Here is a 16,307-nt window from a genome sequence, read left to right on the forward strand (position 1 = left end):
CGTCGCGGGCCATCGTCTCTTCGAGGGCGCCTCGCGTCCGCCTCGAATCGCTCGGATTGAAACTCTCTCGGCGTGGCGGGTTACGCAGACCGGGCACGTCTGAGCTGACGGAACCTCTACTCGGGACGCGCCCCACCTCATGACCGCCCACCTTCGTCTGCCGGAACTCGGGTTCACCAAATTTACGCTGGCCAACGGCCTTGATGTGATTGTGCGACGTCAAGGGCCGTTGCCCCTGGTGGCCGCCAACCTCTGGTATCACGTCGGTTCCAAGAACGAGGAACGGCGTCAGCGCGGATTTGCCCACCTGTTCGAACACCTGATGTTCGAAGGTTCAGAGCATTACCCCGGCGACTTTTTCAAGCCGCTCCAGCGCCTGGGGGGGAGCATCAACGGCTCGACGTCGACCGATCGGACCAATTACTTCGTCGACCTTCCGGCCGCTCACCTCGAGCTTGCCCTGGCGATGGAGTCGGACCGGATGGGGAACCTGATCCCGGCGTTGACCGAGGAGAAGCTGCGGGTTCAGAAGGACGTCGTCAAGAACGAGTACCGCCAGAATTACGCGAACCGCCCCTACGGCATGGTCTGGCGAATCCTGGCCGAAGCCCTCTACCCTCCTGGCCACCCTTATAGTTGGATGACCATCGGCGTGATGGAAGAAGTCGAGGCCGCCACCCGCGAGGACGTTGAGGCCTTCTTCCACCGCTTCTACGTCCCGAGCAACGCCAGCCTCTGTCTGGTCGGTGACCTGGATGAGGACCGGGCCCTGGCCCTGGCCGAACGCTACTTTGGCCCCCTCTCTGGCGGCACGAAGGCGCTGAGACCCTGGACCCCCCCCGTGGAGTTGGCGCGGAGCGAGGAGATCCTGCTCTACGAACGCGTCGAGCTCGACCGTTATTACGAGGTCTGGCCGACCGTCGCCCACTTCGAGGGGGACGACGCCCCCCTCGTCCTCCTGGCCGACATCCTGTCTCGCGGCAAGTCGAGTCGCTTGTATCGCAAGCTCGTGGTCGAAACCGGCCTGGCCCAGGACGTGACGGCCTATCAGTCGAGCCGCGAGCTCGCCGGCTCGTTTGGCGCGGTCGTCACGCTGCGCCCGGGGGAGTCGTGGGAAAAAGCGCGTGCCTTGTTCCACGCCGAGCTTGCCCACCTCGCCGAATATGGTCTCGAACCGGGTGAGCTCGAGCGGGTCAAGAACGGGCGGCTGGCGGGTTACATCTACGCGATGGACAACATCGGTGGCTTCGGCGGTGTGGCCGACCGGCTCAATGCCTACAATATCTACCGCGATGACCCAGGCTGGATGGCCACCGACCTGGAACGATTTCAGGCCACGACGGCCGAGGCGATCGTGGGCGTCGCGCGGCGGTATCTGGTCGATCGCCCGACGGTTCGGCTCACCGTTCTCGGCAAGAAAGAGACGACGACCGCCCCCCCCTTGGATCGTTCCATCAAGCCGGTCAGCGCGGCGGCGGTTCCCTTCCGGGCTCCGCGCCCGGAGATGACAGTGCTCCGCTGCGGTCTGCCCCTCTGGGTGATCCCCCGCCGCGACCTGCCGATCGTCGCCGCGACCATCGCGCTGGGGGGAGGAGCGGGGATGCAGCCGCCCGGCACCGCCGGCCTGGCCGAGCTCACGACCGCGATGATGGACGAGGGGACCACCACACGCTCCTCGATTGAGCTGGCGCGCTCGGCCGAGGTGATGGGGACGAGTCTCTCGACCAGTTGCGGCTGGGACGGGGCCTACGTCGGGTTTCAGAGCCTGACCCCCCACTGGCTCGCCAGCCTCGACCTGGCGGTGGACGTGCTCCGGAACCCGACCTTCCCCGAGTCGGAGTGGACTCGAATTCACGGCCAGACCCTGGCCGGGCTCAAGGCCGAGCGCGACAGCGCCGAGTCCCGCGCGCACCGGGGCTTGCTCCGGGCCCTCTACCCGCTCGACCATGCCTACCGATTACCTATCGACGGTGAGGAATCCATCGTCGCCCGCCTGACCCGCGACGACGTCCGGCAGTTCCATGAAACGTACCACGGCCCGACCCGTGCGGCCTGCATCGTGGCCGGCGACGTCGATCCCGCCGAGGTGGCCCGGGCGCTCGACGAGCGCCTCTCCGGATGGTCGGGGGCCGAGGCTCCTCCCCCTGCCCTCACTTCCCCCACGCGAGGCCAGAAACCGCGGATCCTCTTGCTCGATAAACCTGGGGCGCCCCAGGCGGTCGTCCGGGTCGGCCACGTGGGCTTGCCCCGGCTCGATCCCGACTTCACCGACGTGCTCGTCCTGAACCAGATTCTCGGGGGCCAGTTCACGTCGCGTCTGAACGCCAAGCTCCGCGAGGAGAAAGGGTTTACCTACGGCGTCCGCAGCCACTTCGATTGCCGTCGCGGCGCGGGCCCGTTCTTCGTCGGCGCCAGCCTCCAGTCCGACCGGCTCGCCGAGGCCTTGGTGGACCTCCGTGGCGAGGTCGAGGCCCTGGTGGGAGATCGTCCGCCGACCGCTTCGGAACTCGACGATGCCCGCCGCGCCTTGATCGAGGGGCAGTCGCGTCAGTTCGAGAACCCCGCGGCCCTGGTTTCGCGTTACGCGGGCCTGTTCATTCACGGGCTCCCCGCCGATCACCATGCCCAGTTCGCCGAGCGTCTGGAAGCGGTGACCGTCGACTCACTGGCCGCTACCGCCCGTCGCCAGATCCATCCGAACGCCCTGGCGGCCGTCGTGGTGGCTGACGCCTCGGTCGTGCTCGGACCGCTCCGTGACCTCGGGTGGTGCGAGGTCGAAATTGACGCCGGCTGAGTCCTGTCTTGAGTGAGTAAGGGAGCATTCCCGGGGGTTCGCCCTTGGCGTGGTCATTCCCAATGCTATGATCGCCATGAAGTATTCTGGATCCAACAGTTGCATTCGAGGACGACTGCAACGTTGCCGCGGCCGTTGAGTTTGCACCTGGGATCGCGGGGCCCCTGCCCGCCATCCCAGGCGTCTGTGACTGCCCCGAGCAAAATCGGTCAGCCGATTGTTGACCAGCAGACCTTCCGAATTTGTAGCGGGAATGAGGCCTTTATCAATGGTCGAGCCTGCGCGGCGTCGGATTCGTGCGCATATGCTTGTCTTGTTGTTCGCCGTGAGCGTCCTGGGAGGCTTGCACAATGCCTTGACCTGGGAATCGGAAGGGATCAAGCTTGCGCTGACGTTCTTGACGGCGTCCGTCGTCACTCAATGCTGTATTGCCGACTCCAAGGTCATTGGTAAGCCGATCCTCCTCTCCTTCCAATGGTTGATGTTTCTCTCCTGGGCGATTTCGGCCCCGATGTATCTCGTTTGGACCCGTCGTTTCCGAGGTCTCGGTCTCGCGATCGGCTATGTTCTGCTCTATTTGATCGTTCAATACCTGACGTTCATAGCCATGGCCTCGCTGGTCCATGGCCCCGCCTTCTTTCACCAGATTCGGGGATGAGCTCGCGGGCTGATTGCACTTATGCGAGCCAGCCGATGCGAAGGCCCAAAGACGGGGAGCCCCCCGATCACGTGGCGACAGTCTCGAGGATTCTTGCGATTTCCGCGCCGGGTTGGTTCGCAGTAGTACGGCCGGCCCGGCCGTAATTCCCTTGGAGACGCGAGTCCGAAAAGGGGAACGGGTCGACGCGGCTTGCGACGAAGTCCCCCTTATCCCTGGATCAGAATGCGTCGGCCGAGACGACCTCACCACCGTTGCGGCTGCTCAGGCCTCGCCACGTGGCCAGGTTGATCGAGTCTTTGGTGAACTGCACGTGGCCGTCGCAGAAAAGGGTGTTCACGCCACCGGAATGGTTGCTTCGTGCTCCCTTCCAGGCGGGATTGTGCGGTGGGCTGGTCTGCCAGCAGTCGTAGAGCTTGGAATTCGGTGTGAGATAGTGGTTGTAGAGCGTGGTGCGGTAGTCGCCGTCATACCAGCCGAATCCCTTGTCGAGCCGCCAACCCGTCGGATTGGCACAGCCTGAGTCGGAGAGGGGCGTCGAGCCAATGGCCGCGGCTCTGCGGACGTCGGGCGGTCTCGGGGAAGCTCCGTTCTGCGTCGAAGCGCCGCCGGCCGCCGAGCCGATGAGTTGCTCGGAGGCGGCCACGGTGCTGCTCGAACCGTCCGTAATGGTGGCGATTGACTGAGCCGGGCCGAGGATGAACGCTCCGTTGGCGGGCACTGTCACGCCGGCATCACCGGGTTGGCACTCAACGGCGAGCCGTCCCCGGTGCAGAACTGGTAGTTGCTTGGCCCCGAAGTCCCTCCTCCGGCCATCGTAGTCGGAGGTTGCGCGGCGTCGCTCGGACAGAGAAAAAAGCTGACGTTCGTCGTCATGACTGTCCTGTTCTCGAGAAACGGTGTCCACGCACCCACCCCATAAATCCCCGCCGGGCCAGCCGCAAGCGGAAAATTCATGTTCAGTGCGTTGTAGATGTTCGTTTGCTCGAGATAGGGCGACAACTGGGCCAGGACCGACCAACGATAGTGGAGCGCTGGAGCGGGCAATCCCGTCGTATTTCTGGGATAGAGAAATCCCACAGGGAAAACGAGAGTGGACGAATGATAGTTGTGCATGGCAATACCCAGTTGCTTCAAGTTGTTTGTGCACTGGGCTCGCCTTGCTGCCTCGCGAGCCGCCTGTACGGCGGGAAGCAACAACGCGATCAGAACGGCGATGATGGCAATCACCACCAGTAGCTCGATCAGGGTGAATCCACGACGGTGGCGCATAAGAGAAAGAACTCCCGATGGAGATGACGCTCGGTGCGTGGACCTACGTGAAGCCAACGACCATGAGGGCGCGGAACACGTGGATCAGGATAGAAACGCGCAAAGACATTGCCCTGGCTCCGGGCGCACGGGGCGTGCGCGCATGGAGCTACAGATGCATCGAGAGCGATGACCCGATTGAAAATCAGGCGAGGGCAAGCGGTCTCGGCGGCTTTTCGAGGCGAGCGGCTCGCCGGGGTGGGAGAACGCACCGAGAGTCGGGTGAGGCCGGCAATCCGATCGCGAGGAACAGGAGTTGCCCGAAGTCCGTGAGCGTGGCGGACTTGCAGGAGCGAGTCGGATCGCCCGAAGGAACGTTGGGAAGTCCCGTATCACCGCAAGGGGTGGCATTGAGACAGGGGGTCGTGTCCGCCAAGGGCTCTGCTACCGTGGGCTCGGCCGCCGATTGGACTGGAGGAGTTGCCTTGGGTTGACGAGGCTTGCAGCAGCATGAATGACCACGACAACGATCACCGCATTTGCAGTTGTGAATGTCAGATTCCGCCGCGACGCTCGCTCTGGCCTTGAGTGAGGCTGCCAACGCTTCTTTGTCTCCACCGCCGAGACCGATCACAAGCAAGGTCGCGGCCAATAGCCACCTTGCCCTATCGCCGGTCCAGAAGTGTCGGGGGGAGAATCGCACGCAAGCGGCCTTCAGTTGCAGAGGAGGCGGGATTGCTACGGAATCAAGGCCCTATCATTGATTCCAAGACATGCGTTGTCAAGCTGGTGGGTGGCATCATTGCAAGGCCTCGGGTTGAGTCGGACTCATCCCGCAAGATAACTCGCATTCGGATATGGATTTGTCCTTTGAGACTGCCGTCTACAAGCTCCCATCGATAAGCTCGCGACCGCATCGTGTCAATTGTGGGGAACAGTTTCGGTGGCCTTGGCGCCATCAATGACTCAGGCCACTGCCCAGGCGTAGTCCAGGAAACTCGAGTTCTCGAATCAAAAAACCAGGAAGCCGGATTTTTGTGTGAACTTTCTGGTTTGGCGAACGTACCAAGCAACAGATCCGGCCACTGCAGTGCCGATAAGTAGGTAGAGATGGATCGAGGGAGGTTTGCCGGAAGCGGCCTCAACTCGGCTTGCCTTGAATCGTCGGCCTGCATAGACTGCAAGAGTACCGAATTTGATCGTCGGCGCATCGCCGGCCACAAGTTGAAAGATCAGCATGTCCATTACGCTCCGCCATTTTCGTCGCTCGCTGATCGTCCTCGCGACGGTCTTCGGTGCGTCGTTGGTCGCGAGCAATGCCTCCGCTTGCGCGACGATGTCGCGAGGCGATCGGGTCTGTATCACGGTTTGCGGGTGCTGTTCACCCGAGCGGAATGATGTTCCGGCGACTGGGGCGGACGTCGAGTTGGCAAGCCCAACGATGGCGACTCCGCAGGTTCCGATGGGGTGCGAAACCACTCCCGGCGGAGCTTGCTCCTGCCGATCGCAGGAACCGGTGACTCCCACGCCCAAGCCCTCGCGAAGCACTGCGGAGGGCCGAACCGAGTTGAGCTCAGGCTCGGCTTGCGTGTCCTTTGGCGACGATTCGGCCGCACGAATCAAGCTCGCCTTGCAGGTCCCGGCGACTCAAAACCCGCCGAAGACCCCGCTCTACCTCCGCAATGAACGTCTCCTGTTTTAACGCCTCCCCTCTGGCTTGGCCTTTGGGCTTCGTTGACGAGTGAGCGTTTGCGCCTCCGATCCGTCTGGGATCGGCCGAGGCTGCGATGCTCTGCCGTCACCGAACCTTGAGCTTCGACACCGGGGATGAGGACGACGGCCTCCCCTTTGGGTTTGTGGTGGGACGTCCTCCCCCTCCCTGGAAACGGGGTACGGGAGCGGTCCGCGCTGGGCGAACCGCGATTCAAGGCGAAACGAACAAGGAGACGAGATATGAATCGTCGTGGAATGTTTGGGATGGCTGCGGCTTTGGTTCTGGCTGCGTTTGCGGGAACCTCGGCCAGTGCTGCGGAATCCAACATTAAGGTGGGATCGGGCTGTGTTTGCTGTGGTGATGCTTGTGCCTGTGAGATTTGCACCTGCGATGCCACGACAAATCCAGGCCAGGCGTGTGACTGCTGCGTGGCCGCTACTTGCTGCTCAAAGGACGCCGTGACATCAGGCAAGGCCGAGGCCAACGACTCGGCCAAGGTCCAGTCGGCCTGCGAGTGCTGTGGGGCCGCTTGCGTCTGCGAAGCCTGCACTTGCGACGCCACGGCCAAGCCGGGCCAGGCGTGTGATTGCTGCGACGGTGACGCTTGCTGCTCAAAGGACGCCGTGACATCAGGCAAGGCCGAGGCCAACGACTCGGCCAAGGTCCAGTCGGCCTGCGAGTGCTGTGGGGCCGCTTGCGTCTGCGAAGCCTGCACTTGCGACGCCACGGCCAAGCCGGGCCAGGCGTGTGATTGCTGCGACGGTGACGCTTGCTGCTCGGCCACGCACACGTCGTCGGCCAAGGCGAATGTCGAAAAGTCCGGTACGGTCCGTGGTTTGATCAAGGCCGAAAACATGGCCACAACGGCCGTCCGCTAACCTCCGGCGCGGCCGCCCCCCGGTACCAGCGGAAGGCGGCCACGGTCTTGCCCGAAAGAAAGACATCACTCGAGAGCGGCCACGCACTAGGCGTGGCCGCTCTCCACTCAATTCTACCGTTTGCGGGGCGTGATTGTCATGAGCCGTTGAGAACTTCGCACGCCCCCATGGTGAGGAGAGATCGACCGGCCGGGTGGCTGTCAGAGACGTAGAACCTTTTGGAAACTAATAAAAATATTGCTATTGCTTTGTTTTGAAAGCGTAGCTTGGTTGATGGACGTGGGGGGCCGCTCTTACCAATGACTTATCCCGGAGCGGTTTATAGCCCTATCGCTCGCGGATCGTTGAAAAAAATCGCTCATCGGGACAATGATGCGGGCCCCTTCTCCTCGCACGCTGAAATCTCAGACGTCGCAGAGCACCACCGCCTGCTCGAGGCCTGCCAGCGGGTCGCGGACCGGGATGAACTCCTGGCCGACATAGCCTTGATAGCCGACCTCCAGGAGTGCCTCCATGATCGGCTTGAAGGCGATCTCTTGCGCATCATCGAGCTCACCGCGACCGGGGTTGCCCGCAGTGTGGATATGGCCGAGATAGTCCTTGTGCTGGCGGATCCGGCGGATGATGTCGCCATCCATGATCTGCACGTGATAGATGTCGAAGAGAAGCTTCAAGTTCGGTGAACCGACACGTTTGATGATGTCGATGCAGTAGTCGGTGTGGTTCCCCTGGTAGCCGGGATGCCCCTTCATGGGGTGCGAGGTGTCGCGTGTGTTGAGCATCTCGAGGCAGAGAGTGACCTTTTTCTTCTCGGCGTAGCCGATGACTTCCTTGAAGCCCTCGACGCAGTTGGCGGCCCCGACGTCGTCGGGGATTCCCTCGGCCATTCCGGTGAACGAGATCACGTTCTTGAACCCGTGAGCGGCGCAGGCGTCAATCGAGTCCTTGGTGGCCTTGAGCACCTGCTCGCGGTACTTGGGATTGTTGAACCCCTTGAGGAACGGCGGGTCGGCTCCCATGTCGACCGAGGCGATGGCGCATTCCAGGCCATGCTTTTTCAGCAAGGGGAAATGCTCGGGAGCGATCAATTCGATGCTGCCGCAGCCAAGCTGTTTTGCAATCCCGATCAAGGATTCAACGTCCCAGTACTTTTCGAAGCACCAGTGGACGATCGACTGCTTGATGCGTCCCTTGGTGATTCGTGTGCCGGTCTGTCCGGGCTTGCTCTCGGCGGCACTCGCCGTCCCGCCGAGACTGGCCAGGCCGAGGAGGGCGGCCCCTTCCAGCAACTGCCGGCGACTGGAATGATCGTGTCCCGTTCGGTTTGGATTCTCTGGATTCATGGCTTTTTGTCTTCCAGCCAAGGGGCGATGAAGGGGTTGGTCTCAGGCGAGCGGAGTCCACTTGTGCACAGCTATGAGGACGCGCTCGAGCATGGCGTCATCATCGAGATCAGTGTCCGCAAGCGCGAGGGCGACGACCGCCCGGACCTTCCCCTTGTGGTCGTGAAGGGGAACGGCCACCGAGCGGGTTGCGTCGAAAGCTCGGAGCCAGTAGCCCGACCCCGCGTGATCGGGCAGTTCGTCGGCTCGCGAGATGGTCGGTGAATTGGTCAAGGCCGCCCGGACGATCCCGAGATCGGTCTCGGAAGTGGGGACTGACCGTGTGGCCTCGGCGAAGCGGTGGGCCACGTCCGCATCGAGCGCGGGGCTGGCCGCGAACGAGACCTGCTCCAGCCAATCGCCCGCCAGCCACCAGTATCCGGCCGCCCGCGCTCCCAGGTCGAGCCGGAGGGTGGCGACGTTCTGCCTGACCTCTTCATTGGGGAGGTTAGTCATAGGATCGCGATCCGTCCCGGAGCGACCCGGGTGAAAAAGAACTCCTGGCGGCCGAACCGAGCCGACTTGGGGGGCTCAGCCGATCTTGATCATCTCGACGTCGAACTTGAGCGTGGAGTTAGGAGGGATGACCGCCCCTGCTCCGCTCGAGCCGTAGCCTTCCTCCGGAGGAATTGTCAGCTCTCGCTGCCCGCCAACCTGCATTCCGGCCACGCCGACGTCCCACCCCTTGATGACTCGTCCCTGGCCCAGCGTGAACGAGAACGGCTGGTTGCGGTCGCGCGAGCTGTCGAACTTCGTGCCGTTGGTCAGCGTGCCCGTGTAGTGGACGGTGACCGTATCGCCCGCCTTCGCTTCCGGCCCGGTGCCGGTTTTCACGTCTTTGATCTCGGTCTTGAAGTCGGCCATGGGGGTGCCTTTCCGTTTGATTTTGGAGAGAAGCGAATTGCGCTGTCGAGCCGAGATTCCTCCGAAATGCCGGCCCGGGCTTATGTTAACCCCCGCGACCAATCTCGACAACCCGCCCAGGGACCTCGCAGCCCGATCGCGATGGACTCCGTGGCTCGGTGTTAAGTGCTGAATTTGCCATGAAATTATGTGGCAAATTGCGAATTAATGGATTCTGTGATGCCTGATTCGAGTGCGTGCGAAGCCGGCTTCAAACGTGCCCATTCAGAAGTGATCGCCCCGGTCGCATTCGAGGTCAGGAAACATGCGTGACTTGCGTTGTGTGCAAGCGTCGTTGCGGGGAGGGGCACGGATGTTCGGTCGGCGGCCGAGAGAGGGGGGGCCTCCGAGACCTTGGCACGCCTGGTGAGATGCGCGTCTCGTGCGGTTTTCCCGGGGGAGAACACAATGCCGCTTGGAGGGGGGCGATGATTTGACGAAAGTGGTTTTTCTTGAAGGGATTATGGTGGATTGGGTTGGAGCTTTCAGCGAACTTTTGGAAGTCGCTTGCGATTGCGGCGGCCTCTGGTCCTAGCTACGCTGGTTGCTTGGGAACCGCGTGCCGCGATGCTTTCTTTTGATGAGCGCGATCGATATTCGACGCCTCTTGACCTTTTTTTGAACAGACAGAGAGCCAGCCATGACGAAATCGGTGAAAGTGACCGTGACCGATCGCGACGGTCGCCAGTACGCCTCGACGGGGTCGGCCTGGGAGCCGGTGATCGGCTACTCTCGCGCAGTGCGAGCGGGCAATACGATCCATGTCACCGGGACGGTCGGAGTCGAGGCCGATGGTACGTTCGCCCCGACGATGAAGGGGCAGGCGAAGCGAGCCCTTGAGATCATCATCGCCGCGATCGAGGCGCTCGGCGGCAGTGTCGGCGACGTGGTCCGGACCCGGATCTATGTCACGGACATTTCCAAGTGGGAAGAGGTCGGCCAGGCTCATGGCGACGTTTTTGCCCATATCCGCCCGGCCACGACGATGGTCGAGGTCGCCCGGTTGATCGATGGCGCGGCTCTCGTCGAGATCGAGGCCGATGCGCATCTCAGCCCCGAAGAGTCGCCGCTTCTCTAAGCAAATCGCAGAGGTCTTATCCAGGGGGCCGGAGTTCCGCGGGGATTTTCCGGCCCGCCAGGTAATAGACGTAAGCCGAGACCGCCCGGATCTCCGGTTCGTCGAGGACTCCACCCCAGGCGGGCATCGCGGTTCCCTGGGCGCCTTGGGCGATGACTTGCTGGACCTGGTCGGGGCGGTCACCGTGCTTCCAGGTCGGGGCGGACAGGTCGCCGACCGGCGGACCGATCAGGCTCAGGGCGGTCGGACCGTTGCCGTGGCCCGTTTCGCCGTGGCAGCCGACGCAACGAGACAGGTAGATTTTCCGCCCTTGGACCAGGAGGGGGTCGCCGGCAATCGCCTTCGGTGGCGGCCCCGCTGGTTTCTTGAGCATGTTGTAGGTCAGGGCCGCGCCCCCGAGCAGGGCCAGCATCGCGAAGAAGATCCGTCGCGAGGCGTCGGGGTCGACTCCCAGAGGGGGCTGGGGAGCCGTGGTCTCGTCGGTGGACAAAGGGGTTTCCCTTCAGGGTCGAAAGCCAAGGCCGAGCGTCTCCGCCGCCGGAAACAGTCGCGCGAGGCGGGATGAGTGAGGTCGTCGTAACCACGACCCTACCAAATCCCGCAAGGGGGCCGCGACGCCTCCTTTGGAGGAGGTGACAGGTTGGGAGGCGAGCCGTCGTCGAGGTCGGCCCTCGATCATTCCTCACCCCAGCTTGGGCGGGTCGGCCAGTTCCACGTTGGGAAAGAGCCGACGGAACTCGGCGTTGGCGTTGACCTCGCAACTCAGGGCGAGGTCATCGATGTCCTGACCGGCCTTTTCCTCGGCCAGAACGTCGATCCAGACGATTTGCTCGGTCTTGAGCGCAAGGACAGCCTCGGGGCCTGCCCCTCGTTGATCGGGATCGGCCCGCCTGAGAGTCGAGCCGCTCGGCCTCCAAAGGTTGGTCGCCCCGACTCTATGGTAGGCGAATCCGAACAGGAAGCGTTCGGGCAAAGCCATGGTCGGCTCCGGATTCGCGGAGTTTCTGTTCAAGCAAACCGCCGTCGCGCAGGACATTCAAACCAAGAGAAAGGGGCCGCTCCCCTTTTTGAGTCTTTTCCTCGACTTCGATCGTCGGGGAGCCAACCCAGCTTGGTTTATTGTTTGATATTGTATGGATCGCCGACGTCTCCCGATACTCTAGCTTTGCGATCTTCAGGAGATTCTGGGCCCGGAGAAATCGGACTTCTTCGTGCCGATTCTCACTCTTGGGAGGGCTGGAACCGTCGTGCTACAATCCGTTTTGGTGGAAATGGATCTGGCCTCGGCCTGTTCCCCCGAGATGATATCGCGATAAGAACGACGCCGATTCTTGCCGGACTTACGCTCTGCATTCCCGGAACCTCGAGACCGCGGGAGGCCCTCGTCTTCCTCATTGCCGAGTCGATTTCGTGGTTTGCCGTTGCTGTTATGTCTCTGTATTGCTCTAAAGGGGATGAGGACGTCGATAGTGCGGAGATCGAAGATGAGGTGGGTTCGCCGGATTGCGTTGCTGGCTCTCATCACCGCGGCGGTGAGTTCGCGGGAGGTCCGGGCGGAGTATGCGCTGCGAGACGGTGACACCGTTGTCTTCCTGGGCGACAGCATCACCGCGGCACGCACCTACGGCAAGATCGTCGAGCGTTATACCTTGCTCCGGTTCCCCGACCGCAAGGTGCGCTTTCATAACGCGGGCTGGGGGGGCGACACTGCCGTCGGGGGGCTGGCCCGGCTCGATCGCGACGTCTTCGCCCAGCATGCGACGGTGCTGATCGTCGCCTATGGTATCAACGACATCGGCTGGGGGGGCCGGGCCGATGAGGAGCACAAGGCTGCCTACCTCAACGCGGTCCGGACGATCGTCGAACGCTGCAAGGCAAAGCAGGTCCGCGTTTTCATCGGCTCGGCCGCGGTCACGGCGGCCGACCCCGATCAGAGCGAGACCGATTTCCTCCAGCGCATGTGTGACGACGGGATGGACATCGCCCGCTCGCTCGGCGAAGGGGCCATCGATATTCATCGCACCATGCGCTTGATTCAGAAGAAAGTGAAGGCCGCCAACGCCCGCGCCAAGGATGAAAAAGAGAAAAGCACGCTCCACGCCGCGGATGGCATCCATCTGAATGACCTCGGTCAACTCGCCATGGCCTATGCCATCATCAAAGGACTGGGAGCACCGGCCGACGTTTCATCGGTGACCCTTGATGCACGGACCCCAGCCCTGCTCCACGCCAAGGACTGCACGGTTTCGAACCTGAAGGGAGACGCCACTCGCCTGGAGTTCGACCGCCTGGACGAGGGGCTGCCCATCAACTTCGGCGTGTTCGGCGCCTTGTCGTTTCGGTTCATCCCGATTCCCGAGGAACTGAATCGTTACATGCTGAGCGTGCGTGACTTGCCTGCGGGCCGGTATTTGGTAGAAGCCGATGGTCGAGGGATTGGAACCTACACGGCCGAGCAGTTGACCCGAGGTGTGAACATTGCTTCAGCAACGACTGATCCCTGGGAGCCGGGGGGCCCTTGGGATGCGCAGGCGGCCTTGCTCCTGCAAGTCACGGATGCACGCGACCAGATCGCTCAGTCCCGCCGCCTGGCCGGACGCTACCTGCCCGACCGCCCCAACCGGGTCGAGATTGAAGAACGGGCCGACGGGATCAATTCCGAGCTCGAGGAACTGCAACGTCGGATCGCTCGACCCACCGCCTACCACTTCGTCGTGCGCCCCGCCGCCGCCGCCGCCGCCGCCGAGCCGGGCCTGGCCAAATGAGGGGTTGCGGAGCATGAGGCGTCTCCTCTGGGATCGAGCGCCGAGGTTCACGTAACTTAACGAATCCTCGGTGGTGAATTGGCCTACCCCTTTGCCAGGCATTCGTCAATAATGCCGCCGGTTGAGGGTGGTATCAAGGATGCCCGCCGTTTGAAATCAAGGGAATGATGGGGGTGGCCGTGGGCCAAGGGCGGAGATCGCGATCGACCTCGCTCCACGTCCTGTTGCTCGTGCTGGTGGTTCTGGGAGTCACGCCTGACCGCCTTGACGTCTCGTCGCTCATGCTTATCCCGATGTCCTGCCTGGTCTCGGCCGGGCCGGACGGCTTGGTGAAATCCGGCAGTGGCGGTGCGAAGGTTCGCGAGCCCGTGACTCAAGCGGCAGACGCGTCCGGCCAGGGCCTGACGATCGCGAGCCACGACGCGGAGGAACCAGCGCTCGGCGAGGTGGGCGAGTTCCCGACGCGGGAGACCTGTTGGGGTTTGCTTGGATGTGCAAACATCCTGCGGCACCTTGGGGCTCCGGAAACGGGATTGACCCTCCGATTCGACCCCACCGAATTGAGTGGCCACTGTCGTCGCCCGATCAATGAAGATTGGGGCTCGGCACGAATCGACTTACTCTGCCGTCTGACTTGCTGAACGGTCTGATTCCCCTCGGCTCCAGCGCCCTGTTCCATTCGCCGGCCCTCCTTCGATTCCCATCGTCGAGGACTTTCGCTCTCGATCCCGATCTCATCAGGGGACTGGCGCGACGTGGCCGTCAGCCGGGCGGATTTTCGTTCGATGCGGAATGGATATCGGTCGGATTGAGACAAGGAATTACGATCAAGAAGGGTGAGCGATGGACGACCTGCTGACGGCCCGTTCCTCAAACCGTGCGGCCAGGCAACCTGGTTTCGACAGGTCTCATGCCTCCGGGGACCAGGCTTCCGAGGTCTCCTTCGGTCCTCGGGCCGCGATCGGCATGTCGATCTGGTATGGGCTTGTCATTGGCCTGGCGGAGCTTGGCCTGACCATCGCTCTGAAGCCGCTCCGCGACCCGTCGCCCGGTTTCTTTCGGATGAACCGGCACATCGTCTGGACCATCCCGACGGTCTCGCTGGTTTTGTTCGGCCTCTGCGGCCTTCTGGCGGCCCTGGTCCTCCGATTCCGGCCTCAATGGGCCGTGCGGTTTACCACCGGCCTGTTCAGCGGGCTTGCGGTGTTGATCTTGCTGCTCACGATTCAGCGGCTTTACTCCTGGGCCTGCATGATCCTGGCCTGTGGACTCGCCTGCCGGCTGGCCGTGCGGCTCGAGATGCATCTCGCTCCGTTTCGCCGGCTCATCCGGCGGAGCCTGCCCGTGCTGGCCGTCGCAGTGTTCGGCCTCGTTTCCGTCTCGCTCGGCGGGCACATTCTTCGCGAGCGCTGGGCGATGGAACTGTTGCTGCCGGTCTCGTCGAATGCCCCGGACGCGCCGAACGTCCTCTTGATCGTGCTCGACACGGTGCGGGCCGATCGCCTGTCCCTTTATGGCTACGACCGCGACACGACGCCGAACCTGTCGCGGCTCGCCCGCCGAGGGGTCAAGTTCGAGCAGGCGAGGTCAACCGCTCCCTGGACCCTGCCCTCGCACTGCACCATGTTGACCGGCCTCTACCCGCACCAGATCTCGGCCGGGCTCCACGGTCCGCTCGACCAGACCCAGGCGACCTTGGCCGAGTTCCTCGCCGCCAACGGCTACGCCACCGGCGGCTTCGTGGCGAACACCACCTACTGCGGCGCTGAGACCGGGCTCAACCGTGGCTTCGCTCACTATGAAGACCACGACCTCTCGCCGTGGGGGATCCTCTGTTCCACGGCGATCGGTAAGCGGGTCCTCTCGCACGCCGTCGGGTTCGTTTACGCGCCGCTCGGCGAGAGCCGCAAGTCCGACCTTCGCAAGGATGCCGCGCGGATCAATCGCGACATGCTCGCCTGGATCGACCAGCAAGGGGATCGCCCCTTCTTTGCCTTTGCCAATTATTTTGATGTGCATAACCCTTACATGCCCCCGTCGACGTTCACCCGCCACTTTGGCGTCATCCCCAAGTCGAGCGAGGATTTCACGACCCTGGACCGTTGGTTCATTCTCGACAAGAAGACGCTGGCCCCGCGCGACATCCAACTGGTCAACGACGCCTATGACGACTGCATCGCCTCGCTCGACGAGCAGCTTGGCCGTCTCTTCGACGATCTCGAGAAACGAGGGCGGCTCGACAACACCTTGGTGATCGTCACGGCCGACCATGGCGAGCACTTCGGCGAGCATGAGCTCTACGGCCATGCCAGCAGTCTCTACGACCAGGAGATCCACGTCCCCTTGTTGGCGCTCCTCCCCCGCCGCGCTCATGCGGGACGCTCGGTTGCCGATCCGGTCAGCCTGCGTGATCTGCCGGCCACTGTCACCAGCCTGCTGGGCCTCGGCGGTACCTCGCCGTTCCCGGGAGACTCGCTGGCCCGCTACCTCGATTCCTCCACGCGGCCCGCGGAAGGTCCGTCGCTCTCGGAGGTCGATGCGCCGGTCAAAGCCGCACCGAACCAGGGACGATCCCCCGTGTTCCGTGGCCCGATGAAGGCCCTCACGTTCGGCAATGAGGTCTACATCCGCAATGGCGACGGGGTCGAGGAGGTCTTCGACGTTGAGGCCGACCCGTTGCAGACCCGGAACCTGGTGAGCTCGCCGGCCGTTCAAACGAAGCTCAAGGAGTACCGCGAGACGCTCGATCGGATGACGCGCGACGACACTCGCCCCGCCGAATGGCGGGGCATCGTTGCCAAGCTGCCGCCCACAACCGATCATCAAAAGAGCCTCGTGCCGTCGAGCGACTTGAAAGAGGCTTCCCATCCGTGAGGAGATCGAG

Annotated in this window: 14 protein-coding genes and 1 pseudogene; 8 read left to right on the forward strand and 7 right to left on the reverse strand. The window is 62.9% G+C overall.

Translation table 11 applies throughout. The features are described 5' to 3' along the window. The first annotated feature begins 139 nt into the window (after positions 1 to 139). On the forward strand, positions 140 to 2,794 hold the full coding sequence (locus V5E97_RS27895; protein WP_406694835.1) for a M16 family metallopeptidase: 2,655 nt from the start codon (positions 140 to 142) through the stop codon (positions 2,792 to 2,794). A gap of 268 nt (positions 2,795 to 3,062) precedes the next feature. Beyond that, positions 3,063 to 3,452, forward strand: a complete 390-nt coding sequence (locus tag V5E97_RS27900; protein ID WP_406694836.1) for a hypothetical protein — start codon at positions 3,063 to 3,065, stop codon at positions 3,450 to 3,452. A 220-nt stretch (positions 3,453 to 3,672) separates the two neighbouring features. On the opposite strand, the pseudogene V5E97_RS40495 reads toward V5E97_RS27900, so the two are convergent. Then, a pseudogene (locus V5E97_RS40495) lies at positions 3,673 to 4,724 on the reverse strand (DUF1559 family PulG-like putative transporter). Between the two features lie 990 nt (positions 4,725 to 5,714). Then, positions 5,715 to 5,942, reverse strand: coding sequence for a hypothetical protein (locus V5E97_RS27915; protein WP_406694839.1), 228 nt, complete (start codon positions 5,940 to 5,942; stop codon positions 5,715 to 5,717). On the opposite strand from V5E97_RS27915, the gene V5E97_RS27920 reads away from it, so the two are divergent. Together V5E97_RS27920 and V5E97_RS27925 are read left to right on the forward strand one after the other, a co-directional pair. Then, on the forward strand, positions 5,941 to 6,405 hold the full coding sequence (locus V5E97_RS27920) for a hypothetical protein (RefSeq protein WP_406694840.1): 465 nt from the start codon (positions 5,941 to 5,943) through the stop codon (positions 6,403 to 6,405). The genes V5E97_RS27915 and V5E97_RS27920 overlap by 2 nt on opposite strands. 470 nt (positions 6,406 to 6,875) lie before the next feature. Then, the gene (locus V5E97_RS27925) at positions 6,876 to 7,295 is read left to right on the forward strand and encodes a hypothetical protein (protein WP_406694841.1); all 420 of its coding nucleotides are present in this window, start codon (positions 6,876 to 6,878) and stop codon (positions 7,293 to 7,295) included. A 404-nt stretch (positions 7,296 to 7,699) separates the two neighbouring features. Here the strand turns inward: V5E97_RS27925 and V5E97_RS27930 are convergent, their stop codons facing one another. The 3 genes from V5E97_RS27930 to V5E97_RS27940 all read right to left on the reverse strand — a co-directional run bounded on the left by V5E97_RS27930 (position 7,700) and on the right by V5E97_RS27940 (position 9,541). Beyond that, positions 7,700 to 8,638 carry a hydroxypyruvate isomerase family protein gene (locus V5E97_RS27930; protein WP_406694842.1) on the reverse strand — a complete coding sequence of 313 codons (939 nt, stop codon included), beginning with the start codon at positions 8,636 to 8,638 and terminating at the stop codon, positions 7,700 to 7,702. 42 nt (positions 8,639 to 8,680) lie between these two features. Beyond that, positions 8,681 to 9,133 carry a hypothetical protein gene (locus V5E97_RS27935; RefSeq protein WP_406694843.1) on the reverse strand — a complete coding sequence of 151 codons (453 nt, stop codon included), beginning with the start codon at positions 9,131 to 9,133 and terminating at the stop codon, positions 8,681 to 8,683. Positions 9,134 to 9,208: 75 nt separating this feature from the next. Next, positions 9,209 to 9,541 (reverse strand): FKBP-type peptidyl-prolyl cis-trans isomerase, encoded by a 333-nt coding sequence (locus V5E97_RS27940; RefSeq protein ID WP_406694844.1) that lies wholly within the window; start codon positions 9,539 to 9,541, stop codon positions 9,209 to 9,211. A 679-nt stretch (positions 9,542 to 10,220) separates the two neighbouring features. On the opposite strand from V5E97_RS27940, the gene V5E97_RS27945 reads away from it, so the two are divergent. Then, complete coding sequence (locus V5E97_RS27945; protein ID WP_406694845.1) at positions 10,221 to 10,658, forward strand: RidA family protein; 438 nt, start codon at positions 10,221 to 10,223, stop codon at positions 10,656 to 10,658. A 16-nt stretch (positions 10,659 to 10,674) separates the two neighbouring features. Here the strand turns inward: V5E97_RS27945 and V5E97_RS27950 are convergent, their stop codons facing one another. Together V5E97_RS27950 and V5E97_RS27955 are read right to left on the reverse strand one after the other, a co-directional pair. Next, entirely contained in the window at positions 10,675 to 11,148 is a 474-nt protein-coding gene (locus V5E97_RS27950; protein ID WP_406694846.1) for a c-type cytochrome, read from the reverse strand. 192 nt (positions 11,149 to 11,340) lie between these two features. Further along, a complete protein-coding gene (locus V5E97_RS27955; RefSeq protein ID WP_406694847.1) occupies positions 11,341 to 11,637 on the reverse strand; it encodes a hypothetical protein in 297 nt (98 codons plus the stop codon). A gap of 505 nt (positions 11,638 to 12,142) precedes the next feature. Between V5E97_RS27955 and V5E97_RS27960 the strand changes: the two genes are divergently transcribed. From V5E97_RS27960 to V5E97_RS27970, 3 genes are all read left to right on the forward strand, one after another. Continuing rightward, positions 12,143 to 13,423 carry a GDSL-type esterase/lipase family protein gene (locus tag V5E97_RS27960; protein ID WP_406694848.1) on the forward strand — a complete coding sequence of 427 codons (1,281 nt, stop codon included), beginning with the start codon at positions 12,143 to 12,145 and terminating at the stop codon, positions 13,421 to 13,423. Between the two features lie 164 nt (positions 13,424 to 13,587). Next, complete coding sequence (locus V5E97_RS27965; protein ID WP_406694849.1) at positions 13,588 to 14,064, forward strand: hypothetical protein; 477 nt, start codon at positions 13,588 to 13,590, stop codon at positions 14,062 to 14,064. Between the two features lie 202 nt (positions 14,065 to 14,266). Continuing rightward, complete coding sequence (locus V5E97_RS27970; protein ID WP_406694850.1) at positions 14,267 to 16,297, forward strand: sulfatase; 2,031 nt, start codon at positions 14,267 to 14,269, stop codon at positions 16,295 to 16,297. Positions 16,298 to 16,307 lie beyond the last annotated feature (10 nt).

This window comes from Singulisphaera photorubra (genome assembly GCF_045290345.1).
Classification (GTDB): Bacteria; Planctomycetota; Planctomycetia; order Isosphaerales; family Isosphaeraceae; genus Singulisphaera.

What these genes read in the sequence shown, in the direction of transcription:
- V5E97_RS27895 (WP_406694835.1), top strand. Translation starts at nt 140, where the DNA reads ATGACCGCCCACCTTCGTCTGCCGGAACTCGGGTTCACCAAATTTACG.
- V5E97_RS27900 (WP_406694836.1), top strand. Translation starts at nt 3,063, where the DNA reads ATGGTCGAGCCTGCGCGGCGTCGGATTCGTGCGCATATGCTTGTCTTG.
- V5E97_RS27920 (WP_406694840.1), top strand. Translation starts at nt 5,941, where the DNA reads ATGTCCATTACGCTCCGCCATTTTCGTCGCTCGCTGATCGTCCTCGCG.
- V5E97_RS27915 (WP_406694839.1), bottom strand. Translation starts at nt 5,942, where the DNA reads ATGCTGATCTTTCAACTTGTGGCCGGCGATGCGCCGACGATCAAATTC.
- V5E97_RS27930 (WP_406694842.1), bottom strand. Translation starts at nt 8,638, where the DNA reads ATGAATCCAGAGAATCCAAACCGAACGGGACACGATCATTCCAGTCGC.
- V5E97_RS27935 (WP_406694843.1), bottom strand. Translation starts at nt 9,133, where the DNA reads ATGACTAACCTCCCCAATGAAGAGGTCAGGCAGAACGTCGCCACCCTC.
- V5E97_RS27940 (WP_406694844.1), bottom strand. Translation starts at nt 9,541, where the DNA reads ATGGCCGACTTCAAGACCGAGATCAAAGACGTGAAAACCGGCACCGGG.
- V5E97_RS27945 (WP_406694845.1), top strand. Translation starts at nt 10,221, where the DNA reads ATGACGAAATCGGTGAAAGTGACCGTGACCGATCGCGACGGTCGCCAG.
- V5E97_RS27955 (WP_406694847.1), bottom strand. Translation starts at nt 11,637, where the DNA reads ATGGCTTTGCCCGAACGCTTCCTGTTCGGATTCGCCTACCATAGAGTC.
- V5E97_RS27960 (WP_406694848.1), top strand. Translation starts at nt 12,143, where the DNA reads ATGAGGTGGGTTCGCCGGATTGCGTTGCTGGCTCTCATCACCGCGGCG.
- V5E97_RS27965 (WP_406694849.1), top strand. Translation starts at nt 13,588, where the DNA reads ATGATGGGGGTGGCCGTGGGCCAAGGGCGGAGATCGCGATCGACCTCG.
- V5E97_RS27970 (WP_406694850.1), top strand. Translation starts at nt 14,267, where the DNA reads ATGGACGACCTGCTGACGGCCCGTTCCTCAAACCGTGCGGCCAGGCAA.